The 24,463-nt window shown below is 67.0% G+C and carries 26 protein-coding genes; 16 read left to right on the plus strand and 10 right to left on the minus strand.

Going from position 1 to position 24,463, the window contains the following annotated elements:
- Nucleotides 1-138 precede the first annotated feature (138 nt).
- A complete protein-coding gene (locus AC5P68_RS07430) occupies nt 139-786 on the plus strand; it encodes a response regulator (protein ID WP_005409067.1) in 648 nt (215 codons plus the stop codon).
- Nucleotides 787-1,117: 331 nt separating this feature from the next.
- On the opposite strand, the gene eda is transcribed toward AC5P68_RS07430, so the two are convergent.
- The 5 genes from eda to zwf all read right to left on the minus strand — a co-directional run bounded on the left by eda (nt 1,118) and on the right by zwf (nt 7,118).
- Entirely contained in the window at nt 1,118-1,777 is a 660-nt protein-coding gene (gene eda, locus AC5P68_RS07435; RefSeq protein WP_049447612.1) for a bifunctional 4-hydroxy-2-oxoglutarate aldolase/2-dehydro-3-deoxy-phosphogluconate aldolase, read from the minus strand.
- Between the two features lie 206 nt (nt 1,778-1,983).
- Nucleotides 1,984-3,900, minus strand: a complete 1,917-nt coding sequence (gene edd / locus AC5P68_RS07440; protein ID WP_049402622.1) for a phosphogluconate dehydratase — start codon at nt 3,898-3,900, stop codon at nt 1,984-1,986.
- Between the two features lie 58 nt (nt 3,901-3,958).
- Nucleotides 3,959-4,681: a 6-phosphogluconolactonase gene (gene pgl, locus AC5P68_RS07445; protein ID WP_005412970.1), complete on the minus strand. Its 723-nt coding sequence runs from the start codon at nt 4,679-4,681 to the stop codon at nt 3,959-3,961.
- Complete coding sequence (gene glk / locus AC5P68_RS07450; RefSeq protein ID WP_005412971.1) at nt 4,678-5,685, minus strand: glucokinase; 1,008 nt, start codon at nt 5,683-5,685, stop codon at nt 4,678-4,680. Before glk ends, pgl begins: the two co-directional genes overlap by 4 nt.
- A complete protein-coding gene (gene zwf, locus AC5P68_RS07455) occupies nt 5,682-7,118 on the minus strand; it encodes a glucose-6-phosphate dehydrogenase (RefSeq protein WP_005409072.1) in 1,437 nt (478 codons plus the stop codon). The genes glk and zwf overlap by 4 nt, the downstream gene beginning before the upstream one ends.
- Nucleotides 7,119-7,470: 352 nt before the next feature.
- Between zwf and AC5P68_RS07460 the strand changes: the two genes are divergently transcribed.
- Nucleotides 7,471-8,553, plus strand: coding sequence for an ABC transporter ATP-binding protein (locus tag AC5P68_RS07460; protein ID WP_005409073.1), 1,083 nt, complete (start codon nt 7,471-7,473; stop codon nt 8,551-8,553).
- Between the two features lie 135 nt (nt 8,554-8,688).
- Here the strand turns inward: AC5P68_RS07460 and ygfZ are convergent, their stop codons facing one another.
- Nucleotides 8,689-9,564 (minus strand): CAF17-like 4Fe-4S cluster assembly/insertion protein YgfZ, encoded by an 876-nt coding sequence (gene ygfZ, locus AC5P68_RS07465; protein WP_414497871.1) that lies wholly within the window; start codon nt 9,562-9,564, stop codon nt 8,689-8,691.
- 39 nt (nt 9,565-9,603) lie between these two features.
- Here ygfZ and AC5P68_RS07470 point away from each other — a divergent pair, with 39 nt between their 5' ends.
- The 10 genes from AC5P68_RS07470 (at nt 9,604) to AC5P68_RS07515 (ending at nt 16,669) form a co-directional block, all read left to right on the plus strand.
- Nucleotides 9,604-9,774 (plus strand): DUF1674 domain-containing protein, encoded by a 171-nt coding sequence (locus AC5P68_RS07470; protein ID WP_005409075.1) that lies wholly within the window; start codon nt 9,604-9,606, stop codon nt 9,772-9,774.
- Nucleotides 9,775-9,830: 56 nt separating this feature from the next.
- Nucleotides 9,831-10,223: a succinate dehydrogenase, cytochrome b556 subunit gene (gene sdhC / locus AC5P68_RS07475; protein WP_005409076.1), complete on the plus strand. Its 393-nt coding sequence runs from the start codon at nt 9,831-9,833 to the stop codon at nt 10,221-10,223.
- Nucleotides 10,220-10,606 (plus strand): succinate dehydrogenase, hydrophobic membrane anchor protein, encoded by a 387-nt coding sequence (gene sdhD / locus AC5P68_RS07480; RefSeq protein WP_005409077.1) that lies wholly within the window; start codon nt 10,220-10,222, stop codon nt 10,604-10,606. Before sdhC ends, sdhD begins: the two co-directional genes overlap by 4 nt.
- A gap of 31 nt (nt 10,607-10,637) precedes the next feature.
- Nucleotides 10,638-12,428 (plus strand): succinate dehydrogenase flavoprotein subunit, encoded by a 1,791-nt coding sequence (gene sdhA, locus AC5P68_RS07485; protein WP_005409078.1) that lies wholly within the window; start codon nt 10,638-10,640, stop codon nt 12,426-12,428.
- Nucleotides 12,429-12,494: 66 nt separating this feature from the next.
- Nucleotides 12,495-13,280 carry a succinate dehydrogenase iron-sulfur subunit gene (locus AC5P68_RS07490; protein ID WP_005409079.1) on the plus strand — a complete coding sequence of 262 codons (786 nt, stop codon included), beginning with the start codon at nt 12,495-12,497 and terminating at the stop codon, nt 13,278-13,280.
- Nucleotides 13,281-13,378: 98 nt separating this feature from the next.
- On the plus strand, nt 13,379-13,627 hold the full coding sequence (locus tag AC5P68_RS07495; RefSeq protein WP_005409080.1) for an FAD assembly factor SdhE: 249 nt from the start codon (nt 13,379-13,381) through the stop codon (nt 13,625-13,627).
- Nucleotides 13,578-14,027, plus strand: a complete 450-nt coding sequence (locus AC5P68_RS07500) for a hypothetical protein (RefSeq protein WP_033833073.1) — start codon at nt 13,578-13,580, stop codon at nt 14,025-14,027. The genes AC5P68_RS07495 and AC5P68_RS07500 overlap by 50 nt, the downstream gene beginning before the upstream one ends.
- A 23-nt stretch (nt 14,028-14,050) precedes the next feature.
- Complete coding sequence (locus tag AC5P68_RS07505; protein ID WP_033833074.1) at nt 14,051-15,292, plus strand: lipoprotein-releasing ABC transporter permease subunit; 1,242 nt, start codon at nt 14,051-14,053, stop codon at nt 15,290-15,292.
- The gene (gene lolD / locus AC5P68_RS07510) at nt 15,285-15,998 is read left to right on the plus strand and encodes a lipoprotein-releasing ABC transporter ATP-binding protein LolD (protein ID WP_005409083.1); all 714 of its coding nucleotides are present in this window, start codon (nt 15,285-15,287) and stop codon (nt 15,996-15,998) included. The genes AC5P68_RS07505 and lolD overlap by 8 nt, the downstream gene beginning before the upstream one ends.
- A 221-nt stretch (nt 15,999-16,219) precedes the next feature.
- The gene (locus tag AC5P68_RS07515; RefSeq protein WP_033833075.1) at nt 16,220-16,669 is read left to right on the plus strand and encodes a DUF6491 family protein; all 450 of its coding nucleotides are present in this window, start codon (nt 16,220-16,222) and stop codon (nt 16,667-16,669) included.
- A 74-nt stretch (nt 16,670-16,743) separates the two neighbouring features.
- Here AC5P68_RS07515 and AC5P68_RS07520 read toward each other — a convergent pair whose 3' ends face one another.
- The 3 genes from AC5P68_RS07520 to ftsY form a co-directional block, all read right to left on the minus strand.
- Nucleotides 16,744-17,013, minus strand: a complete 270-nt coding sequence (locus AC5P68_RS07520) for an oxidative damage protection protein (RefSeq protein WP_005409085.1) — start codon at nt 17,011-17,013, stop codon at nt 16,744-16,746.
- 5 nt (nt 17,014-17,018) lie between these two features.
- Nucleotides 17,019-18,143 carry an A/G-specific adenine glycosylase gene (gene mutY / locus AC5P68_RS07525; protein WP_111151148.1) on the minus strand — a complete coding sequence of 375 codons (1,125 nt, stop codon included), beginning with the start codon at nt 18,141-18,143 and terminating at the stop codon, nt 17,019-17,021.
- A gap of 84 nt (nt 18,144-18,227) precedes the next feature.
- Nucleotides 18,228-19,544, minus strand: coding sequence for a signal recognition particle-docking protein FtsY (gene ftsY / locus AC5P68_RS07530; protein ID WP_414497872.1), 1,317 nt, complete (start codon nt 19,542-19,544; stop codon nt 18,228-18,230).
- A 129-nt stretch (nt 19,545-19,673) separates the two neighbouring features.
- Here ftsY and AC5P68_RS07535 point away from each other — a divergent pair, with 129 nt between their 5' ends.
- Complete coding sequence (locus AC5P68_RS07535; RefSeq protein ID WP_049452525.1) at nt 19,674-19,973, plus strand: hypothetical protein; 300 nt, start codon at nt 19,674-19,676, stop codon at nt 19,971-19,973.
- A gap of 196 nt (nt 19,974-20,169) precedes the next feature.
- On the opposite strand, the gene htpG is transcribed toward AC5P68_RS07535, so the two are convergent.
- Nucleotides 20,170-22,062 (minus strand): molecular chaperone HtpG, encoded by a 1,893-nt coding sequence (gene htpG / locus AC5P68_RS07540; protein ID WP_049452524.1) that lies wholly within the window; start codon nt 22,060-22,062, stop codon nt 20,170-20,172.
- A 604-nt stretch (nt 22,063-22,666) separates the two neighbouring features.
- Here htpG and rsmD point away from each other — a divergent pair.
- From rsmD to AC5P68_RS07555, 3 genes are read left to right on the plus strand one after another with little or no spacing between them, the layout of a single operon-like run.
- Nucleotides 22,667-23,245 (plus strand): 16S rRNA (guanine(966)-N(2))-methyltransferase RsmD, encoded by a 579-nt coding sequence (gene rsmD, locus AC5P68_RS07545; protein ID WP_414497873.1) that lies wholly within the window; start codon nt 22,667-22,669, stop codon nt 23,243-23,245.
- Nucleotides 23,246-23,271: 26 nt separating this feature from the next.
- Entirely contained in the window at nt 23,272-23,781 is a 510-nt protein-coding gene (gene coaD, locus AC5P68_RS07550) for a pantetheine-phosphate adenylyltransferase (RefSeq protein ID WP_005409091.1), read from the plus strand.
- A 60-nt stretch (nt 23,782-23,841) separates the two neighbouring features.
- On the plus strand, nt 23,842-24,333 hold the full coding sequence (locus AC5P68_RS07555) for a hypothetical protein (RefSeq protein ID WP_005409092.1): 492 nt from the start codon (nt 23,842-23,844) through the stop codon (nt 24,331-24,333).
- The last annotated feature ends 130 nt before the right edge of the window (nt 24,334-24,463 follow it).

The following is a 24,463-nucleotide window of genomic DNA, read 5'->3' on the forward strand; positions in this document are numbered from 1 at the left end:
CAAGACAGGGGGCAAGCACAACGCGCGGTACTGTGATGCGCAAGGCAGATCGCCGATGCCGCATTCCGGACGCGCTTGCAGGGTATCGGCACCCTGCCTAGCTTGACCTGCAATGGCCGCATTCGAAGAGGTACATGAATGACGATTCGAGTCTACCTGGTGGATGACCACGCGCTGGTCCGCACCGGTATGAAGATGATTCTGTCGGGGGAAACCGACATCGAGGTGGTGGGCGAAGCCGAGACCGGCGAAGACGCGCTGCGTGAAGTCCGCCAGCTGCTGCCGGATGTGGTGCTGTGCGACCTGCACCTGCCGGGCGTGAGCGGCATGGAAGTGACCGAGCGCATCGTCCGCAGCCACCGCAATACCCGCGTGGTGATCGTGTCGGTACTGGAAGACGGCCCGCTGCCCAAGCGCCTGCTCGAAGCCGGTGCGGCCGGTTACATCGGCAAGGGCTGCGATGCGCAGGAACTGCTGCGTGCGGTGCGTGATGTGGCGGCCGGTCGTCGTTACCTGGGCACCAGCATCGCGCAGAATCTGGCGCTGTCGACAGTGGAAGGCAATGGTTCGCCGTTCGACAACCTGTCGCCGCGCGAGCTTGAGGTGGCGCTGTTGCTGACCCAGGGCCTGCGCCAGGAAGACATCGCGCGCCGCCTGAGCCTGAGTGCGAAGACGGTGAACACGCACAAGGCGCGGTTGTTCGAGAAGATGGGGATCCACGACAACATCGCGCTGGCGCGGATGGCCAGCCAGTACGGGCTGGTGGATCCGGCACGGCCGCTGTAAGGGGTTCGGCCAACGGCTGAGCCCCTCGCAGTGTGCGGCAGGATTCGTGGGGTTGGCCCTGCGGAGGGATTGCGCAGGGGACGCCGTGAATCCATCCCTGGAGGCTCGGGCGCGCCATCCATGGCGCTTACGCCCCTGCGCAATCCCCCCGCAGGGCCACGGACAGGTTCCGTGCGCGTCCACCGCGGAATTGAAGAAGGAAGAGCAGGAGCGGGTCGCGTGCTTTGCGCACTCGTCGCCCGGGTCCGGATCCCTTTCCCGGTGGGAAAGGGCTCTGACCCCTGATGATGCCGGAGCCGAGCGTGGGCTCGGCTCTGCACCTTTGTCGGGCTCAGTGGCCGCGTACGCGCTGAATGATCTTGGCGGCGTCTGCGGCGCTGGCGCGCACCTTGTCCCATTCGCCGTTGGCGATCCAGTTGCCCGGCACCATCCACGAACCACCGATGCAGACCACGTTCTTCTGCTCGAGGTATTCGGCGGCGGTGTTCTCGGTGATGCCGCCGGTCGGGCACAGCTTCAGGTCCGCCACCGGGCCGGCCAGTCCCTTGATCATTGCCAGGCCACCCACAGCCGTGGCCGGGAACAGCTTGCACACGCGGAAGCCGCGGGCGTAGAGCGACAGCAGCTCGGTCGGGGTGGCCGCACCCGGCACCACCGGCAGCGGTGCGGCGGCCAGTGCATCAGCCAGTGCCGGCGGCGTACCCGGGGTCACCAGGAAGTCCGCACCCGCATCGATCGACTGCTGCATCTGCTCCACGGTCAGCACCGTACCGGCACCCACCACCACGTCCGGCAGCTCGCGCTTGAGCATCGCCAATGCTTCCATCGCCACTGGCGTACGCAGCGTCAGCTCGATCGCCGGCAAGCCACCTTCCAGCAGCGCCGCACTGACCGCCCGCGCCTGGTCCAGCGTATGAATCGTCACCACCGGCAGGATGCCCGCCGCATGCAACAGCTCCGCCGCCTTCACCTGATGTTGTTCGATACCCATGCTTTTGCCCTTGCCTTTTGCTCTTCTTGATTCAGTGGCCGCAGCGCAAATGACGCGCCGGGAATTGTCCAAGGGCAGTAGAGCGCCCTGGCCGGGACCGTGAGCGGCATGGATGCCGCGACCGAGCCCCCATGGATGGGTTTATGGCATGTCCCGGCCAGGGCGCTCTACTGCCCAGGCCGGGAAGCCTGCCGCGGCTTTTCGCTTCAGGCGTCTTTTGCCTCATGCGGCGCCGCCGCCGCCGCGGCATCGTGCCCCAGCTCATATTCCGCGTCGTACTCCCACGGCCCACCATCAGCCGCCGCCGGCCCACACGAAATCGAAATCGCGCCCTGATCAGCCGGACCCACCACGCGACGGTTGATCGCGAACAGGTTGCGGCCCAGGTCATGCGCAGCCGGTGCTGTGTTCGGCGCCAGCGGACGTGCCGCCCATTCGGCCGCGTCCACCAGCACTTCCAGCGTGCCAGCCTCGCCATCAAGGCGGATCATGTCGCCCTCGCGGACCTTGGCCAGCGGACCGCCGCGTGCCGCTTCCGGCGTCACGTGGATCGCCGCCGGAATCTTGCCCGAGGCGCCGGACAGGCGACCGTCGGTGACCAGCGCCACGCGCCGGCCCTGGTTCTGCAGCAGGCCCAGCAGCGGCGCCAGCGAATGCAGTTCGGGCATGCCGTTGGCACGCGGGCCCTGGTAACGCACCACCGCCACGAAGTCCTGCGGCAGCAGGCCACCGGCGTGCAGCTTGTTCAGCACCTGCGGTGCATCGACCACCACGGCCGGCGCTTCGATCGTACGGTACTGCGGCTTCACCGCCGACAGCTTGATCAGCGACTTGCCGAGGTTGCCGCGCAGCAGGCGCAGGCCGCCCTGGTGCTCGAACGGATTGTCGACGCCACGCACCACCTCGTCATCGGCGCTGCGTTCCAGGCCCGGCAGATAGACCAGCTGGCCATCGCGCAGCTGCGGTTCGCGTGCGTAGTCGGCCATGCCGCCGCGCGCCACGCTGACCAGATCGCCATGCATCAGGCCCGCCTTGATCAGCTCGCCGAACACGAACGCCGGGCCGCCAGCGGCCGCGAAGCGGTTCACGTCGGCCTCGCCGTTCGGATAGACGCGGGCCAGCAGCGGAATCAGCTGCGACAGTTCGTCGAAATCGTCCCAGGTCAGCACGATACCGGCGGCACGCGCCACTGCGATCCAGTGGATGGTGTGGTTGGTCGAACCGCCGGTGGCCATCAGCGCGATGACCGCGTTGATGATCGCGCGCTCGTCGATGATCCGGCCCAGCGGACGGAAGTCGTCGCCCAGTGCGGTGATGTCCAGTGCACGTTCGGTCGCCTCGCGGGTCAGCGCGTCGCGCAGCGGCGTGCCCGGATTGACGAACGACGCGCCCGGCAACTGCACGCCCATCGCTTCCAGCAGCACCTGGTTGGAATTGGCGGTGCCGTAGAAGGTGCAGGTGCCGGCGCCGTGGTACGAGGCGGACTCGGCTTCCAGCAGCTCTTCGCGGGTGGCTTCGCCGGCGGCATAGCGCTCGCGCACTTCCGCCTTCTGCTTGTTGGGGATGCCCGGGGTCATCGGGCCGGCCGGCACGAACACCGCCGGCAGGTGGCCGAAGGCCAGCGCACCGATCAGCAGGCCGGGCACGATCTTGTCGCACACGCCGAGGTAGACGGTGGTATCGAACATGTCATGGCTGAGGCCGATCGCCGTGGCCTGGGCGATGACATCGCGCGAGAACAGCGACAGTTCCATGCCACCACGGCCCTGGGTGACGCCGTCGCACATCGCCGGCACGCCGCCGGCCACCTGTGCCGTAGCACCGAGCTCGCGGGCGATCTCGCGGATCTGCTCCGGATAGGTCTCGAACGGCTGGTGCGCCGAGAGCATGTCGTTGTAGGCGGTGATGATGCCCAGGTTCGGCGTCACGCCGCCGCGCAGGCGGCTCTTGTCGGTGCCGCCACAGGCGGCGAATCCGTGGGCGAGGTTGCCGCAGCTCAGGCGGCTGCGGAACGGGCCTTCGCGCAGGGAGGCGTCGATCGCGGCCAGGTAGGCGGCACGCGAGGCGGCGCTGCGGCGGATGACACGCTCAGTGATGGCTTGCAGTTGCGGATGGAGGCTCATTGGCTACCGGCGTTCAAGGTGGCGAGAGGCAAGCGGCGGCAGGGCGCCGCCGCCGACATCAATCAGCCCAGTGGACGCGCAGCCGCGCGCCTTCCAGGTTGATCGCGTTGAGGATCGGGTACTGCTGGGCGTCGTTGCTGTCCAACGCCTGGCGCAGCACCTGCAGCTTCTGCTTGCCGCGCAGCAGCAGCAGGCGCTGGCGGCATTGGCGCAGCCCATGCGGGGTCAGCGTGATGCGCAGCGGCCACTGGTTCGCGCCCGGGCAGCCGGTGGCATCCAGCGCGGCGTAGGGCAGGGTGCTTTCCAGTGCGCGGGCCAGGTCCTTCGAGCCGGGGAACAGCGAGGCGGTGTGGCCGTCGTTGCCCATGCCCAGTGCCACCAGGCTCGGCGGCTGGCTGTGCTGGGCCTGCAGGTTGGCGGTGTACACGCATTCGGGCAGGGGTTTGCCAATGCGCACCAGCGGATCGAAATGCGCACCCTCGGCGCGCTTGAGCAGGTGCTCGCGCACCAGCCATGCGTTGCTGTCGCGATCCTGCGGCGACAGCCAGCGCTCGTCGGCCAGGCTCACTTCAACCCGGTCCCAGTGCACGTCCAGTTCGGCCAGCGCCTGGTAGACCGGTGCTGGCGTGGTGCCGCCGGACAACAGGATGCGGGCGCGGCCCACTTCATTGATGTCGTGGTTGAGGGTCTGCGCCATCTCGGCGGCTACCGCTTCGATCCAGCCGTCGGCATCGCCGTGGTGGATGAACTCGACGCGGTCGTCGTGGAAGGTGGGGCTCATGCGGCAACTCCAGGTGCGTCACGTTCGGCATCGGCGGCATAGGCGGCGGCGCCCAGCAGTCCGGCATGGGGATGCATCACGGCCAGCGACGGCACCCGCGCCATGATCGAAGAGAACCGCCCCTTGTGTTCGAAGCGCTGGCGGAACCCGGAGTGCTGCAGCGAATCGAGCATCTTCGGGGTCAGTCCACCGGTGAGGAACACGCCGTCCCAGGCGCCCTGGGTCAGTACCAGGTCGCCGGCAATGGCGCCGAACACGGCGCAGAACACATCGACGGTGCGCATTGCCTGCGGATCGCCATGCAGGGCGCGGGCGGTCACGTCCACCGGCTGCAGCTGGCCCGGGTCGATACCGGCCATCTCGCACACCGCGCGATGGATGTTGACCAGGCCGGGGCCACAGATCAGGCGCTCATTGGAGACGCGGCCGAACTGCTCGGACAGGATCTCCAGAATGCGGATCTCCTCCGGCGTTCCCGGCGGGAAGCTGACATGGCCGCCTTCGGTTTCCAGCGGGTAGCAGCGGCCGTGGCGCAGGATCAGGCCACCGACGCCGAGCCCGGTACCGGGCCCGATCACCGCATAGTTGCGTGGCTGCCCCGGCTTGCCCGGCACCCAGGCGGCGCCACCGACCTGGACCACGTCCTCGGGCTGCAGCAGCGAGATCGCCATTGCCTGTGCGGCGAAGTCGTTGATCAGGTGCAGCTCGTCGAAACCGAGCATCGCCGCGGTGCGGCTGCGCGAGATCACCCACGGATGATTGGTGATGCGTGCCTCGTCACCGTCTACGCGACCGGCCACCGCGAACACGCCGCGGCTGGCGGCAGCGCCGATCTGCTCAAGGTGATGGCGGGCGGCATCGCCAAGCGACGGGAACTCCGCCACTGCGTACTCGCGGATGCTCTCCTTCAGCAATGGCGCGTCCAGCGAGGTGTCGGCCAGGGCGAAGCGGGCGTTGGTGCCACCGATGTCGGCGACCAGCACCGGCTGCGAGTTGGCACTCATGCCGACGCCTCGCTGTCCGGTGCGTCCACGCCCTGCGGCAGGAACTCCGTTGCGTTGCTCGGGCCCCATTGGCCGGCGGGATAGGGTTCCAGCGGCAGCTTGGCTTCCTTCCAGGCGTCGGCCACGCTGTCGATCCACGCCCAGGCGGCGCGCACTTCGTCGTCACGCACGAACAAGGTGTGGTTGCCGTTGAACGCATCCAGGAACAGGCGTTCGTACGCGATGCGGCGATGCAGGCCGGTCGGCACCGACAGTTCCAGTTCCAGCGGATGCAGTTCCAGCGCGCCCCATTCCGGGCCGGCCAGACTGCTCATCAGGCCCAGTTCGATGTTCTCCTGCGGCTGCAGCTGGAACACCAGGCGGTTCGGTGCGGCCTGCGCGCGCTGCGGGCGCTCGAACAGCCAGTGGGTGACCGGCTTCAGCGTGACCACCACGCGGGTGGTGCGCTCGGGCAGGCGCTTGCCGGTGACCAGGTGGAACGGCACGCCGCTCCAGCGCCAGTTGTCGATGTGCGCGGTGACGCCGGCGAAGGTTTCCACGTCGCTGCCTTCCGGCGGCTGGTAGGCCTGCGCCGGCTGGCCGTTGATGGTGCCGGCGGTATAGCGGCCGCGGATGCTGTCACGCGCGGCGTGCCTGGCATCGAGCGGACGCAGCGCGCGCAGCACCTTGACCTTCTCGTCGCGGATGCGATCGGCTTCCAGCGAGGCCGGTGGCTCCATCGCCACCATGCACAGCAGCTGCAGGATGTGGCTCTGCACCATGTCGCGCAGCGCGCCGGAGCGGGCGTAGTAGGCGTCGCGGCCATCCACGCCTTCGCTCTCGGCCACCAGGATGTGCACCGATTCGATGTAGTTGCGGTTCCATACCGCTTCCAGCAGCGTGTTACCGAAGCGCAGCGCGATCAGGTTCTGCACCGCCGCCTTGCCCAGGTAGTGGTCGAGACGGAACACACGGTCCTCGTCGATCCACTGGCCGATGGTGCTGATGATTTCCTCGGCGCTCTCGCTGTCGCTGCCGATCGGCTTCTCCAGCATCAAGCGTGCCGGCGCGGCGAGGGCGCCACCCTTGGCCAGGCCTTCGCAGGTGGAGATGTACAGGCCCGGCGGAATGGCCAGGTAGCTGACGCACTTGCGATGCACCAGATCGGAGACGGCGGCGGCGACCGAGTCGACGTCGCGCAGGTCGACCGAACGGTAGTCGATGCGGCGCAGCAGGCCGTTGATGTCGTCCTGCGAGGCCATCGGCATGGCCTGCTGCAGGCGCGGGCGCAGGATGTCATGGAAGGCTTCGGTGTCATGCCCGGACAACGCCAGTGCGCGGATGCGGAAGTCCTCCGGCAGCAGGCCGTCGCCAAGCAGGCGAAGCAGCGAAGGGAACAGGTAGCGCTGGGCCAGATCACCTGTGGCACCGAACAGGAAGAGGGTGTCGTGCATCGCTCGAGTTTCAGATCCGGGTGACATCGTTGTCAATCGCTTCATGGCTGGGTTCGGGGGACATCCGCGCAACTGCCTGTCCGAGGTTCGTTGGGGGCGTTCTCCGGGGCACCGGAAGACCGTTCCATTCGAAACCACTACCCCGGCGGAACCTTCGTTCAACCGCCGACGCAGATCGGTGCGCACCGATCATCGGATAGTGCCACGTGAAAACGTTTACATGGCAGAATGGGCAACTGTATTCGATTGCAGTGCTCGCCGTCATGCGGCAAGCGCGCAATCATCACTGCCATCGGGAGGGCCGAGGCAGTCCCAAAAGACAGCCCGGCTTCGGGCGGACCGGATAGGTGATATGGCAAAAGTGCAGTTGCAGGGTGTGCGCAAGGTCTATGACAACGGCCAGGTCGCGGTGAAGGACGCCACCTTCGAGGTCGCCGATGGCGAGCTGATGGTGCTGGTCGGTCCCTCCGGCTGTGGCAAGTCGACCCTGCTGCGGATGGTGGCTGGCCTGGAAGAGATCAGCGGCGGCACGCTGACCATCGGTGATCGCGTGGTCAACGATGTGGCGCCGAAGGATCGCGACATCGCGATGGTGTTCCAGAGCTACGCGCTGTACCCGCACATGACCGTGGCCGAGAACCTGGCCTTCGGCCTGAAGCTGCGTGGCCATGACAAGGCCACCATCGACAAGCGCATCGCCGAGGCGGCGCAGACGCTGGGCCTGACCGAGATGATGGACAAGCTGCCCAAGGCGATGTCCGGCGGCCAGCGCCAGCGTGTTGCGCTGGGCCGGGCGCTGGTGCGCGAGCCGGCGGTGTTCCTGCTTGACGAGCCGCTGTCCAATCTGGATGCCAAGCTGCGCCACAGCGTGCGTACCGAAATCGCGCAGCTGCACCGCAAGCTGGGCACGACCATGATCTACGTAACGCACGATCAGGTCGAGGCGATGACCCTGGGCCAGCGCATCGTGGTGCTGAAGGACGGCATCATCCAGCAGATCGATACGCCGATGGCGCTGTACGACCGTCCGGCCAATCTGTTCGTGGCCGGCTTCCTCGGCAGCCCGGCGATGAACGTTCTGCGCGGCACGCTGCAGGGCGATGCCGGCGGCGTGACCGTGGTCGACGGCGACTGGCGTGCACCGCTGGGCCAGGCCACGATCGATCCGGCGTGGCTGCAGAAGCCGATCGCGGTGGGCGTGCGTCCGGAGCACCTGCAGCCGGCCAGCGCCGATGATGCGCATGCGTTCACCGCGCGCATCGAAGGCATCGAGCCGGTCGGCAACGAGATCTTCGTGAACCTGAGCAGTGGCCAGCACGCGCTGACCATGCGCGTGGCGCCGCAGGCGCTGCCGGCGGTGGGCGAGCAGATCCGCGTGGCGATCCACCCGCAGGGCCTGCATTTCTTCAGCGCGGAAACCGGCGAGCGCCTGTAAGGGGTAGGGCCGGCCGCTGGTCGGCTATCTCAATCATGCGTGGTTGCCGGCCAGCGGCCGGCACTGCCATTCCTCCGCCGAAGGCGTGCGGACCAACGGTCCGCACCCACCAGTGCAGATCCCCACCAACCTGCTTCAGCGCGCCAACCCATCCAGCAACGGCACGCGCTGCGCGATGGCATCACCCACCTGCAGGTCAGCATCACCGGCCTCCAGTGGCAGCACCGCCAGTGCCAGGTCGCCGGCCACGCAGGCGATCGTGCCCAGCGCCGCGCCGTCCTGCTGCACGCCATCGCCGGCCTGCGCCGGTGCCGCGGTATACAGCAGCTGCACCGCGCGCTTGGCCTTGCCGAGGAAGTGGGTGCGGGCGACGATTTCCTGGCCGGGATAGCAGCCCTTCTTCACGCTGTAGCCGTTCAGACGGTCCAGGCCCAGCTGCTGCGGGGTCCACACCTCGCGCTGGCCTTCTTCCAGCCGCGGCAGCCCGTAGCGCAGGTCGGCCTGGCGCCAGGCCAGGGCGAAAGCGGCCTCATCGGTTTCGCTGCCGGCCGCAAAGGCAGCGGCGGCGCCGATGCGCAGGGTGCGCGGCAGGGCATCGCTGCCCAGGTCCAGTTCCCAGCCATCACCTGCGGCCTGCGCAATTGCGGCGCCGCTGGCGGCCTCCGGCGCAGTGAACGCCCCGGCCGCCGCCAGATCATCGCGCACCAGCACCTTCACCTTGCGGCGGAACACGAAGCGCTGCAGTTGCGACGCAATCGCATCGGCATCGCCATCCGCCAGCACCAGCATCAGGTGGTCGTCGGCCAACCGCAGCAGCTGGAACACCGCCAGGGTGCGGCCCTTGGCGCTCAACCAGGCACTCCACTGCCAGTGCAGCAGGGGCAGGGCGGTGACATCGCTGCTGAACTGGGCGTGGGCAAAGACAGCCGCATCCGGGCCCTGCAGGCTCAGCAGCTGGTGGCCGGGCAGGCGCGGATATCCGACGAAAGCAGGGGGCAGGTTGTCAGGCACGTGAACGAGGTCTAAAATTTGTGCGTTGCGAGACCGAACATGATAGGCCAAACAACCCCCACTCCCGACGACGAATCTGAAGCCCCGCTGGTCCCCGCGGCACCCGTGCCCGTGGAACAGGAAAAAGCAGAAGAATTCGGCGGCCGCGGCGGACTTGATCCGGTGCGGTATGGCGATTGGGAGAAAAACGGACGCTGCATCGATTTCTGATCAGCATTGAGCCAACGCGGCCGCGTGCCGCCCAGCCGAGACAACGAGCCCAGCGAATGGCGACCAGACAACGCCCACTTTCCCCGCACCTTCAGGTGTATCGCTGGCAGATTCAGATGGCCACCTCGATCCTGCATCGAGCCACTGGCGTCTTTCTGTCTGTTGGTGCCCTCATCATCGCTGCCGGCCTGCTGGCCCTGATGATGGGGCCCGAGTCCTGGAACTGCTTCACCGGCCATGCCGGGGCCTGGTATGGCCGCGTGTTCCTGTTCGCGTGGACATGGTCGTTCGCCTATCACCTGTGCAATGGCATCCGCCATGTGGTGCAGGACTTCGCCATCGGCTTCAGCATCCCCGCCTTCATCCGCAGCAGCTGGCTGTCGGTCACCGGCAGCCTGGTGATCACCCTGCTGGTGTGGGCCTATGTGATGTTCGGAGGTGCCGCGTGAGCAAGTTCCGTACCCCGTTGAAGAACGTGCGTGGCCTTGGCTCGGCCAAGACCGGCACCGAGCACTTCGTGCATCAGCGCCTGACCGCCGCCGCGCTGGTGGTGCTGGGTATCTGGTTCCTGGTCTTCGTGCTGGGCCTGCTGGGCTCGGACTACGCGACCGCCGCCGCCGCCGTGGCCAAGCCGTGGAACGCAGTGCCGCTGATCGGCCTGCTGATCGCCATGTTCTGGCACGCGCAGCTCGGCATGCAGGTCGTGCTGGAAGACTACATCCACGAATCGCTGCTGGCCCTGGTGCTGCAGACCGCGGTGAAGTTCGTCGCCGTGCTCGGCATGATCGTCAGTGTGTTTGCGGTGGGCCGCATCGCCCTCGGCGTTGCCTGAGCCCAGGCACCAACACAGGAATCCAGATTAGATGTCCGCTTACAAGATCACCGAACACAAGTACGACATGGTCGTGGTCGGCGCCGGCGGCGCCGGCCTGCGCGCCACGTTCGGCCTGGCCGCCAAGGGCCTGCAGACCGTGTGCCTGACCAAGGTCTTCCCGACCCGTTCGCACACCGTTGCCGCCCAGGGCGGTATCTCGGCCGCACTCGCCAACATGGGCGAAGACGATTGGCGCTACCACTTCTTCGACACCATCAAGGGGTCGGACTGGCTGGGCGACCAGGACGCCATCGAATACATGTGCCGTGAGGCCATCCCGGCCATCATCGAGCTCGAACACTACGGTGTGCCGTTCTCGCGCACCGCCGAAGGCAAGATCTACCAGCGTCCGTTCGGTGGCATGACCACCAAGTACGGCGAAGGCCCGGCGGCGCAGCGTACCTGCGCGGCGGCCGACCGTACCGGCCACGCGATGCTGCACACCCTGTACCAGCAGTCGCTGAAGCACGATGCGCGCTTCATGATCGAGTACTTCGCGCTCGACCTGATCTTCGACGACGAAGGCGCCTGCCGCGGCGTGCTGGCCCTGGACATGTCCGACGGCACCCTGCACCTGTTCCGCGCCCAGGGCGTGGTACTGGCCACCGGCGGCTACGGCCGTGCCTACTTCAGCGCCACCTCGGCGCACACCTGCACCGGCGACGGTGGCGGCCTGGCCATGCGTGCCGGCATCGCCATGCAGGACATGGAGTTCGTGCAGTTCCACCCGACCGGCATCTACGGCGCCGGCTGCCTGATCACCGAGGGTGTCCGCGGTGAAGGTGGCATCCTGCGCAACAGCAGCGGCGAGCGCTTCATGGAGCGCTACGCGCCGCACTACAAGGACCTGGCCTCGCGCGACGTGGTCAGCCGTTCGATGACCATCGAGATCCGCGAAGGCCGCGGCGTCGGCGAGCACAAGGACCACATCCTGCTCGACCTGACCCACCTCGGCCCGGGCGTGATCGACGACAAGCTGCCGGGCATCGCTGAAAGCGCCCGCATCTTTGCCGGCGTCGACGTGCACAAGCAGCCGATCCCGGTCATCCCGACCGTGCACTACAACATGGGCGGCATCCCGACCAACTACCACGGCGAAGTGGTGCAGAAGGTCGGCGACAACGACAATGCCGTGGTGCCGGGCCTGTACGCCATCGGTGAAGCGGCCTGCGTGTCCGTGCACGGCGCCAACCGACTGGGCTCGAACTCGCTGCTGGATCTGGTGGTGTTCGGTCGTGCGGTGGCCAACCGCTGCGCCGAGACCATCAAGCCGGGCGCATCGCACAAGCCGCTGCCGGCCGATGCCTGCGACAAGGCGCTGGGCCTGCTGGACAAGCTGCGCCACGCCAACGGCGATACACCGACCTCGGTCATCCGCGATCGCATGCAGCGCACCATGCAGGCCGACGCGGCCGTCTTCCGCACCAGCCAGACGCTGAAGGAAGGCTGCGAGAAGATGGACAAGATCTTCGACTCGTTCCAGGACGTGAAGGTCTCCGACCGTTCGCTGGTGTGGAACTCGGACCTGATCGAGACCTACGAGCTGAACAACCTGCTGCTCAACGCGGTGGCGACGATCAACTCGGCCGAACAGCGCAAGGAAAGCCGTGGTGCGCATGCGCACGAGGACTATCCGGACCGCGACGACGTCAACTGGCAGAAGCACACCCTGGTCAGCGTCGACGAGAAGGGCAAGTGCAGCTTCGACTACCGTCCGGTGCACATGTACACGTTGACCGACGACGTGTCCGTGGTGCCGCCGAAGCCGCGCGTGTACTGATCCGACCCCGCCTACCATGCAATCCGCGCCCAAGGGCGCGGGCCGCCTGAGCCAACGAGAGCAGCCATGGCCGAGTTTTCACTCCCCAAGAATTCCAAGATCACGAAGGGCAAGCACTTCCCCGTCAAGAACGGCGGCAAGAACGTGCGCACCTTCAAGATCTACCGCTGGAGTCCGGACGACGACAGCAACCCGCGCACCGATACCTATGAAGTCGATCTGGACGCCTGTGGCCCGATGGTCCTGGACGCCCTGATCAAGATCAAGAACGAGATCGACCCGACCCTGACCTTCCGCCGCTCGTGCCGCGAAGGCATCTGTGGTTCGTGCGCGATGAACATCGACGGCACCAACACCCTGGCCTGTACCCGAGCCATCTCGGACTGCGGCAAGAAGGAAGTGCCGATCTACCCGCTGCCGCACATGAACGTGGTGAAGGATCTGGTTCCGGACCTGACCCACTTCTACGCGCAGTACGCCTCGATCAAGCCGTGGATCCGCACCCAGACCCCGGCACCGCCGGACCGTGAGCGCCTGCAGTCGCCGGAAGACCGCAAGAAGCTGGACGGCCTGTACGAGTGCATCCTGTGCGCCTGCTGCTCGACCAGCTGCCCGAGCTACTGGTGGAACGGCGAGCGTTACCTGGGCCCGGCGATCCTGCTGCAGGCCTACCGCTGGATCATCGACTCGCGCGATGAGGACACCGGTGCGCGCCTGGACGATCTGGAAGATCCGTTCAAGCTGTACCGCTGCCACACCATCATGAACTGCGCCCGGACCTGCCCGAAGGGCCTGAACCCGGCGCTGGCGATCGCCGAGATCAAGAAACTGATGATGGAACGCCGCGCCTGATCGGCTCTGGCCGTACCCGGTAGAGCCACGCCGTGCGTGGCTGTGCCACCCCAGTAGAGCCACGCCATGCGTGGCTTTGCTGTATCTGGAGAAACACGATGGAAGAAGACGTTCTGCTGAAGAAGCTGCGCTGGCGCTGCCGCCGCGGCATGCGTGAGCTGGACCAGCTGTTCGGCCGTTATCTCGACCACGAATGGAGCACTGCGCCGACCGAGGAGCGCGAGGTTTTCCTGTTCCTGCTCGACTGCGAGGACGATAAGTTGTGGCGCTGGTTCATGGGCTATGAGGCCTGCCCGCATGCGCACGCGATCCCCCTCATGCAGAAGATCCTCGCCCTCAAGCCTTGAGTGGCGCCCCTCGCGGCTGCAGGCCGCCGCCCAGCTGGCGGTGCTGCTGGCCGCACCCTGGCTGCTGCGCGCATCGGATCTGCCGCCCCGGCTGCTGACGCCGGCGGTGTTGCTGGCCTGGGGCATCGGGTTGGCCGAACTGGCCTGGCGCCAGCGCAGGCCATGCGTGCAGGTGCTTCTGCCGGTACCGCCCGAGCTGCTGCAGGTGGCCGGGCAGGACGTCGATGCACCACAACTGGTCGTGCGTGGGCCATGGCTGTTGTTGCTCTGGCGTGAGGATCGGCGCCGCCGGCGCCTGCTGTTCTGGCCCGATGTGCTCGATTCCAGGCAGCGACGTGAACTGCGACTGGCCGTGGCCGCACGCGGCGTTTCCCGTAGGCCCCGGTCGATGGCACCATAAGCTGAATTGACCGGCGTGCCTGCATGTTCAAACCCATTCCCGTGGCCATTGGCCTGCGCTACCTGCGCGCCAAGCGCCGCAACGGCTTCATCTCCTTCATCTCGATGGCATCGATCCTGGGCATCGCGCTCGGCGTTACGGTGCTGATCACCACCCTGGCGGTGATGAGCGGTTTCCAGAAGGAAATCCGCAGCCGCCTGCTGCAGATGACCGCGCACACCACCATCAGCCGCGACGGCGAGCCGATGCCGGACTGGATGCGCGTGGTGGACGTCGCCCGCAAGGACCCGCGCGTGGCCGGTGCCGCGCCGTACATCGAGATCCAGTCGATGATCAGCGGCCCGCGCGTGCAGGGCGCAATCATCCAGGGCATCGATCCGGCGCTGGAGCCGAAGGTGTCGGTGATCGACAAGAAGGTCACCAAGGGCAGCTATGACAGCCTCAAGCCGGGCAGCTTCAACGTGCTGCTGGGCAAAGAGCTGGCGGTCTGGCTGGGCGTGGACGTTGGCGACCAGGTGCTGGTGACCTTTGCAGAAGTGCAGGGCACGCCTGCTGGCGCAGTGCCGCGGATGAAACGCTTCACCGTCAGCGGCATCTTCGAGGCCGGCTACAACGAGGTCGACCGCGGCGTCGGCTTCGCCAACATGCAGGACCTGGAGCGCGTGCTGCGTTCCGATGGCGCTACCGGCGTGCGGCTGAAACTGTACGACATGGACCGCTCGCTGGAAGTGGGCGTGGACCTGGCGCAGAGCCTCGGCGGCGCGTACCGGGTAAGTGACTGGACCCAGCAGAACGCCAACCTCTACCACTCGCTGCGCATGGAGAAGGTAGTGATGGGCATCCTGCTGTCGCTGATCATCGCCATGGGCGCTTTCAACCTGGTGTCGTCGCAGGTGATGCTGGTCACCGACAAGCAGGCCGACATCGCCATCCTGCGCACCCTTGGCCTGACTCCGGGCGGGGTGATGCAGGTGTTCATGGTGCAGGGTTCGCTGATCGGCATCTTCGGCACGCTGGCCGGCCTGATCGGCGGCATCACCCTGACCCTCAACCTGGAACGCATCCTCGGCGCCATCGAGAGCGTGTTCAACGTCAAGCTGCTGCCGGAGGATGTGTACTACATCACCGGCCTGCCGACCGACATGCAGACCGGCGACGTGGTGGCGATCACCGTGGTCGCGCTGCTGATGAGCTTCCTGGCCACCCTGTATCCCGCCTGGCGGGCAGCGCGCACCCAGCCGGCGGAGGCCCTGCGTTATGAATAAGGTCTTCAACCGCGGCGACGAAGTGATCCGCGCCGAAGCACTGGGCAAGACCTACGCCGAAGGGCGCATGCAGACCCCGGTGTTCGATGGCCTGGACCTGACCGTGACCGCCGGCGAGACGGTGGCGATCATCGGTGCCTCCGGCGCCGGCAAGAGCACGCTGCTGCATCTGCTGGGCGGCCTGGACATTCCAACCGCCGGCGAGGTCTACGTGACCGGGCAGCGCATGTCGGCGCTGTCGGATACCGCGCGCGGTCTGCTGCGCAACCAGGCGCTGGGCTTCGTCTACCAGTTCCATCACCTGCTGCCGGAGTTCACCGCGCTGGAAAACGTGATGATGCCGGTACTGCTGGCTGGCACTGCGGTAGCAGAAGCGAGCAGCCGGGCCACCACGCTGCTGGAAGCGGTCGGCCTCGGCCACCGCCTGGATCACAAGCCGGGCGAGCTGTCTGGTGGTGAGCGGCAGCGTGCTGCGGTGGCGCGGGCACTGGTCAATCACCCAGCCTGCGTGCTGGGTGACGAGCCGACCGGCAACCTGGATGACCGCACGGCCGCCACGGTGTTCGAGCTGATGCTGGAACTGAATCGTGCGCGCCACACCAGCCTGGTGCTGGTCACCCACGACCGCAGCCTGGCGCGCCGCCTCGACCGGGTGCTGGAGCTGCGCGAAGGGCGCTTGCACGCACTGGCCCACGCGGACGTCTGAGGCGCCGGGGCCGCTTTGGTGGAAGCCGACCCTGGTCGGCTGCTCCTGCGGGGCAGGCGCCAACCAAGGTTGGTGACTTCCGGAATCCGGGGCCTTGGGTCTGCTTTGGTAGAGGTCGGCCTTGGTCGACCGCCGACCAGCGCCTGAATGGGGCTGTCGGTCGTCGCGCCGCCGTTGCCGGCCCGGGCGCATGATGGCGACAGTTCCCCGAGGAGATCGCCATGAAGACCCCGTTCCTGGTGGCCGGACTCTGCCTGGCGCTGGCCGCGTGTGCGACCACTGGCCGGCTCAGCAGCGCCGATAAGCTTGACCTGTACCGTGCCCATGCCGGTGCGCCGCAGAACGACATGCAGTTCTTCGGCACCCTCAATGGCTGGACCGAGCTGGGTGACAGCGCGCTTGCGGTATGGACGCGTCCCAGCGAGGCCTACCTGCTGGAGCTGAGGGGGCCCTGCCAGGACCTGCCATATGCCACCGCCATCGGCCTGACCAGCCAGATGAATCGTGTTTCGGCGCGTTTCGACAAGGTGCTGGTGCGCGACCCTACCGGCGGCCCGCGCCTGCCGTGCTTCATCGACAGCATCCGCAAGCTCGATGTGAAGGCACTACGCGCATCCGAGCAGGAGCTGCGCCAGGCGCAGGTGCAGGAGCGCGAGGAAAACAGGAAATAGCGCGGTCGTGCCCGCCGCTGGCCGGCATCGCGCAGATGCCAGGTTGCCGGCCAGCGCCCGGCACTACCTGTGCGTCAGGCTTCCGGAGTGAAGCCGGCCGGCTTTTGCGCGTCCTTCTCGAACAGGAACTTGACCAGTTCGCCTTCAAGGAACGCGCGATGTTCCGGCGTACGCGGCGACAGGCGGTTCTCGTTGATCAGCATGGTCTGGTGCGCCAGCCACGCAGCCCAGGCCTGCTTGCCGATGTTGTTGAAGATGCGCTGGCCCAGCTCGCCGGGGTAGGGCACGAAGTCCAGGCCCTCGGCATCGCGTTGTTCGTACTGGCAGAAGACGGTTCGGGGCATGGCACTCACTCGTGGTTGCGGGGTTTCTTGGAAGTTCGTTTTGGCGTCTTGATGGTCGCGCCGTCGAGCAGTTTGCGGATCGGCGCGGGCAGGCCCAGCGCGCGAAGTTCATCGTAGGCGACCCAGCGCAACGTGGGTTCTTCCACGCGCAGGCCGTTCACCTGGCGCGACAGTACCTGCAGGTGCAGCCTGTAGTGACTGAAGGTGTGCTGCAGCACTGGCAGCTCCTCGGCGTCTTCCAGCGAACCTTCAACATGCGCATCGAACCAGTCCTGCAGGTCGCTGCCGGCCTCGGCCTGCGGCAGCGTCCACAGCTGCGCCCAGATGCCGGTGTCCGGCCGCTTCTGCAGCAGCACGCGCTGCTGGGGGTCGCGCAGCAGCAGGGCCACTGCTTCGCGCTCGGGCAGGGTCTTGCTGGGCTTGGGCGTGGGTAGTTCAGCGGTGCGGCCTTCGCGGCGCGCCACGCACGCGTCCTGCAGCGGGCAGATCACGCAGGCGGGTCTGGCGCGGCTGCACACGGTCGCGCCCAGGTCCATCTGCGCCTGGGTGTAATCGGCCATGCGTCCGGCCGGCACCTGCGCCACGTGCGCCTCGGCGATCGCCCACAACTGCTTCTCGATGGCCGGAAGGCCCGGGAAGCCGTCGATGCCGTGGTAGCGGCTGAGCACCCGCTTGACGTTGCCATCGAGGATCGCGAACGGGTCGTTCCAGGCCTGGCTGAGGATCGCACCGGCGGTGCTGCGGCCGATGCCGGGCAGGGCATGCAGTGCATCGAAGTCACGTGGCAGGTCGCCGTCGTGCAGTTCCACGCAGCGCTTGGCTGCCGCGTGCAGGTTGCGTGCGCGGGCGTAGTAGCCGAGCCCGGCCCACTGCGCCATCACCGCGTCATTGCTGGCGGCGGCGAGGTCGGGCAGGGTCGGGAAGTGCTGCAGGAACCGCTGGAAGTACGGGATGACCGTACTCACCTGGGTCTGCTGCAGCATGATTTCCGACAACCAGACCCGATAGGGGCTGCGCGGATGCTGCCAGGGCAGGTCGTGGCGGCCGTGGTCGTCGAACCAATGCAGCAGGTGGGTGACGAAGTCGTCGGTCTGCGTGGTTCCGGCGCTGGCGTGCGGCTGGCGGGGCATCGGTATTCCGGAGGTGGGCAGCCACCGATGGGGTGGCTCTACCGGGCTGCAGTAGAGCCACGCCAAGCGTGGCTGCACGGTCTATCAGGCACCCAGCGCTTCGGGCAGCAGGGCGTCAACGAAGGCTTCCGGATCGAATACGCGCAGGTCTTCCGGGCGCTCGCCGATGCCGGCGAAACGGATCGGAATGCCGAACTCGCGGGCCAGCGCGAACACCACGCCGCCCTTGGCAGTGCCGTCCAGCTTGGTCACCACCAGGCCGGTCACGTTCACCGCAGCGTTGAACTGGCGCAGCTGCGACAGCGCATTCTGGCCGGTGGTGCCGTCGATCACCATCAGTACTTCGTGCGGTGCAGTGGCGTCGATCTTGCCGAGCACGCGGCGGATCTTGCCCAGCTCGTTCATCAGGCCGGACTGGGTGTGCAGGCGGCCGGCGGTATCGGCGATCAGCACCGAGGTGCCGCGGGCCTTGCCGGCCTGCAGCGCATCGAATGCCACCGAAGCGGCATCGGCGTTCTGCCCTTGGGCGACTACGGCCACGCCGTTGCGTTCGCCCCAGGCCTGCAGCTGTGCGACGGCGGCGGCGCGGAAGGTGTCGCCGGCGGCCAGCATCAGGCTGTGGCCTTCATCCTTGAAACGCTTGGCCAGCTTGCCGATGGTGGTGGTCTTGCCAACGCCGTTGACGCCGACGGTCAGCACCACGAAGGGCTTGGCGTTGCGGTCGATCACCAGCGGCTTGGCCACCGGCTGCAGGATCGCGATCAGCTCGGCACGCAGCGCGGCCAGCAGCGCATTTGCATCTGCGAACTCGCGCGACTTCATGCGCTTGCGCAGCCCCTCGACCAGGTCGGTGGTGGCACCCACGCCGACGTCGGCGGTGATCAGGGCGGTTTCCAGCTCGTCCAGCAGGTCGTCGTCGAGTTTTGGGTTGCGCGAGAACAGGCCACCGAAGCTGCGCGCGATGACGCTGTTGCGCAGGCGTTCGCGCCAGCCGGGCTTGCCGGCAGGAGCCGGAGCAGCGTCGACCGAGGCGGCAGCAGGCAGGTCGTCGGTGACCGGTGCCGGGGTGGGCTCGGGCAGCGGTGCGGGTGCCGGTTCGATGGCCGGGGTCGCGATGGGGGCGACGTCGATCTGCGCCGTCGGCGCAGGAGCTGCCGGAACCGCTGCGGCTGGGGCCGGAATCACCGGGGTGGGCTCGACAGCGACGGGAACGGCGGTTGCCGGGGGCGGCTCGACCGGTGCAGGCTCGGCCGGTACGGCTACCGGTGCCGGCTCCTTGTCCTCGACCGGCGAGGCCGACGGAAACGCCGCCGCCAGCTCTTCAGCCGAGTAGTGCTGGGTCTTGGGTGCCTCCGTTGCAGGGGCATCCTGGGGCTTCTTGCGGCGGAAAAAACTGAGCATTGGCAAAAGGCGCTGAAATCAGAGGGATATGCTACCACTCGGGCCTGTCGGGCCGATGTGGACTCAAGGTCGCGGCCGGCCGGCCGTTAACCGGTTCGGAGGGCTGCGCAGGGCGGTCCGGAGACCGCCATGAACAACGTGATGGGAATCGCCCTTGGCGGGATGCGTGCGGCCCAGCAGGGCGTGCAGGTGGCCGCGCACAACGTGGCCAACCTGGCGACTCCTGATGCCCAACGCCTGCAGCTGCAACGCAGTACGGTGGAGCAGGGCGGGGTGCAGGCCGCGGTGACCCCTACCGGCACCGATGTCAGCGCACCACTGGGTGATCTGCTGGCAGCGAAAGCCGAGGTGGTGGCTTTCGCTTCCAACACCGCGGTGATCCGACGCCAGGACCAGATGCTGGGCTCGCTGCTGGATCGCGAGGCCTGAGCCTCCCGGCCTTGATGGTGTCAACCTTGGTTGACACGCTCGACTCGCCTGGTAGATGTCAATCCTGGTTGGCACTCACCACCCGCCCCGGTAGGTGCCAACCTTGGTTGGCACGCTTTTTGGGCGCCAACCAAGGTTGGCTTCTACCAGAGCATCGCCGGGTAAGCCGGGCCATGCCCGGCGACCACCTTGTCGATCAGGCCGACAGCTCCAGCAGCAGCTTGTTCAGGCGCGCCACATAGGCGCCCGGATCCTTCAGGCTGTCGCCGGCGGCCAATGCAGCCTGGTCGAACAGCACCCGGCCCAGATCGTCGAAACGCGCGCCATCGGCTTCAGCATCCAGCTTGGCGATCAGCGGATGGCCCGGGTTGATCTCCAGCACCGGCTTGCTGTCCGGCACCTTCTGCCCGCTGGCTTCCAGGATCTGGCGCATCTGCAGGCCCAGGTCCTGTTCGCCGATGGCCAGCACCGCCGGTGAATCGGTCAGGCGGTGCGAGACGCGCACGTCGGCCACGTCATCGCCCAGCACCGTCTTCAGTCGCTCGACCAGGCCCTGCTTGTCCTTGGCCGCTGCTTCCTGTTCCTGCTTGTCCGCTTCGGTTTCCAGCGCGCCCAGGTCGAGGTCGCCGCGGGCGATGTCGACGAAGCCCTTGCCGTCGAAATCGGTCAGGTAGCCCATCAGCCACTCGTCGATGCGGTCGGTCAGCAGCAGCACTTCCACGCCCTTCTTGCGGAACACTTCCAGGTGCGGGCTGTTGCGCACCTGGCTGTAGCTCTCGCCGGTCAGGTAGTAGATCTTGTCCTGGCCTTCGGCCATGCGGCCGAGGTAGTCAGCCAGCGACACGCTCTGCGCATCGCCGTCGCCACGGGTAGAGGCGAAGCGCAGCAGGCCGGCCACCTTCTCGCGGTTGTTGTAGTCCTCGGCCGGGCCTTCCTTCAGCACCTGGCCGAATTCCTTCCAGAACGTGGCGTACTGCTCCGGCTTGTCTGTGGCCAGCTTTTCCAGCATGTCCAGCGAGCGCTTGGTCAGCGCGGCCTTCATCGAATCGATGACCGGGCCGGACTGCAGGATCTCGCGCGAGACGTTCAGCGACAGGTCGTTGGAATCGACCACGCCCTTGATGAAGCGCAGGTACAGCGGCAGGAACTGCTCGGCCTGGTCCATCACGAACACGCGCTGCACGTACAGCTTCAGGCCCTTGGGGGCATCGCGGTGATACAGGTCGAACGGCGCGCGGCCGGGCACGTACAGCAGCGAGGTGTATTCCAGCTTGCCTTCGACCTTGTTGTGGCTCCATGCCAGCGGATCGCTGTGGTCGTGTGCCACGTGCTTGTAGAACTCGGTGTACTCGGCGTCGCTGATCTCGGTGCGCGGGCGGGTCCACAGCGCGCTGGCGCGATTGACGGTTTCCCATTCGACCGCGGCGCCTTCTTCGCCACCTTCCTTCGGCATCTGGATCGGCAGGCCGATATGGTCCGAATACTTCTTGAGGATGCCGCGCAGGCGCCAGCCATCGGCGAAATCGTGCTCGCCGTCCTTCACGTGCAGCACGATGCGGGTGCCGCGCTCGGCCTTGTCGATGGTGGCCACTTCGAAATCGCCTTCGCCGCGCGAGGTCCAGCGCACGCCTTCGCCTGCAGCCAGGCCGGCGCGGCGCGAGGTCACTTCCACTTGGTCTGCAACGATGAAGGCACTGTAGAAGCCGACGCCGAACTGGCCGATCAGCTGCGAATCCTTTTTCTGGTCGCCGGACAGCTGGCGGAGGAAATCGCCGGTGCCGGACTTGGCGATCGTGCCGAGATGGGCAATGGCTTCGGCGCGGCTCATGCCGATGCCGTTGTCTTCGATGGTGATGGTGTGGGCGGCGGGGTCGAAGCTGACGCGCACGCGCAGCTCGCTGTCACCTTCAAGCAGGGCCGGCTGGGTCAGGGCCTCGAAGCGCAGCTTGTCGGCAGCGTCAGCGGCGTTGGAGACCAGCTCGCGCAGGAAGATCTCCTTGTTGGAGTACAGCGAGTGGATCATCAGCTGCAGCAGCTGCTTGACTTCGGTCTGGAAGCCAAGGGTTTCGGTCTGGGTGGTCTCGGTCATCGATAGGGCTCCATGTGCAATGCCGCGCCAGCGCGTGCGGCCTCGCCAAGGGGTATGGCTGATTGTCCCGAAATCAAGGGGTTGGTCGGCCGGGCTGCGCCCGGCACCCGCCCAGTGCAACTGCAACTGCCAAAGCCAGAGCCAGAGCGGCATTCCGTGGGATGGCGGGGCACTGTGGGTTCGCGGGGACGGCGCAAGTACGTCCATGTAGCCTTGGTCGCCGCATCCATGCGGCTCACACCCCGCGAACCCGCAGTGCCCCGCCTCTGACAGGTTCACGCGGCTGTTGGTAGGTGTCGACCTTGGTCGACACATCTGTCAGATATCGATACATCCAATGGGGTCAGATCCGTTTTCCTGCGGAAAACGGATCTGACCCCGCCTGTATGTCGAGCATCGGATCGCGTCTGGGGTAGAGCCCCCTGAGTCAGGGGGCGGCCGCGAAGCGGCGGGGATATGGAAGCTGGTAAGTGGGGCCCGCGTTTCGCGCAGCGAAGCGTGGGAGCGACAGCGCGCATGCGTTGGCGCGTCCCCGGGCAAAGCCCGGCCGAACTACAATCCCGCTCATGCTGAAATTCTCGAATGAACCCCGCCGGGGGCGCCTGTGAGCGGCCGTGGGGGCAATGAAGGCCAGGTCCGCATCATCGGCGGGCGCTGGCGCAATACCCGCCTGCCGGTGCCGACCCTGCCGGGCCTGCGGCCCAGCAGTGACCGCGTGCGCGAGACCCTTTTCAACTGGTTGATGCCCAGACTGGGCGGCGCGCGGGTGCTGGACCTGTTCGCCGGCAGTGGCGCGCTGGGCCTGGAGGCGGTATCGCGCGGTGCCGCCCACGCCACCCTGGTCGAGCGCGACGCGCAGCTGGGACGCAACCTGACCGCGGCCGTGGCCAAGCTGCAGGCCGCCGATCAGATCACCGTGGTGCAGGCCGATGCCCTGCGCTGGCTGCAGGGCGCGCCCGCGCAGCAGGCCGATCTGGTCTTCATCGACCCGCCGTTCGCCGATGGCCTGTGGCAGGACGTGCTGGCGCAGCTGCCGCGGCACCTGGCCGCCGATGCCTGGCTGTACCTGGAATCCCCGGCCAGCCACGTGCCGGTGCTGCCGCCGGAGTGGCTGCTGCACCGCGAGGGCGGTACCCGCGAGGTGCGCTTTGCCCTGTACCGCCGCGCCGCTGCTACACTTTGACTTCATCTGAACATCTGCATCCGCCCATGACCGTGGCCAACCGCCGCATTGCCGTCTATCCCGGCACGTTCGACCCGATCACCAACGGTCATATCGACCTGGTCAGCCGGGCCGCGCCGCTGTTTGAAAAGGTCGTGGTGGGCGTGGCGCAGAGCCCGTCCAAGGGCCCGGCGTTACCGCTGGAGCAGCGCGTGCAGCTGGCGCGTGGCGCACTGGGCCACCATGGCAACGTCGAGGTCATCGGCTTCGACACCCTGCTGGCCCATTTCGTCCGTTCGGTCCAGGGCGGGGTGCTGCTGCGCGGCCTGCGCGCGGTGTCCGACTTCGAGTACGAGTTCCAGATGGCCAGCATGAACCGCCACCTGATCCCCGAGGTCGAGACCCTGTTCCTGACCCCGGCCGAGCAGCACAGCTTCATTTCGTCCTCGCTGGTCCGCGAGATCGCGCGCCTGGGCGGCGACGTGTCCGGTTTCGTGCCGGCCGCGGTGCTCGAAGCCCTGCGCAAGGTCCGCGAAGCGAAGGCGGCACAGTCGTAAGCCCCGCTGTACCCGCACCCCATTACGTACACCACCACGCACCATTCCGGGAGGAAACCCATGAACACCACCATGCGCGCGATGCTGATCGCTTCGTTGGCCCTGGCCTTCACCGCCTGCAAGAAGGAAGAGGCCGCTCCGGTCGACGAGGCCAAGCAGGCCCTGGTCGCCCCGGCCAAGGACGACGATGCAGGCTGGAAGAAGTACCTGCAGGAAGTGGCGATCCAGAACATGGGCAACATCACCAACAGCCCGTTCCTGTACTACCTCTCCCCGGAATCGGACCCGGACTTCCAGGCCAAGTACGAGCGCCAGACCGAGAGCGCGACCCAGGCCGTGGCCCGTGGCGTGCAGCCGGGCAACATGCTGGCCTTCGGTTCGTCGGCCTCGGGCAAGATGGCTGACATGATCCAGGCCGTGTTCAAGGACGTGTCGCCGGATTCGATGAAGGGCGTGCGCGTCGTCTTCATCGGCCAGTCGGCCGACAACGCCCGCGTTCAGGCTGCGATCCAGCCGACCGGTGCCGAGTACATTTTCGTCGAAGCCAAGTAAGACCGAGCCATGGCGGCCATGCTCCGGCATGGCCCGGGCGGCGTCCTGCGAGGGCGCCGCTGATGACCTGACCGGCCCGCGCGCCCGCGCTGGCCGGTCCTTTGTCCCAGGGCGCGGGCGAGGAGTATCG

This window comes from Stenotrophomonas sp. YJH_SMC_58 (assembly GCF_059369635.1).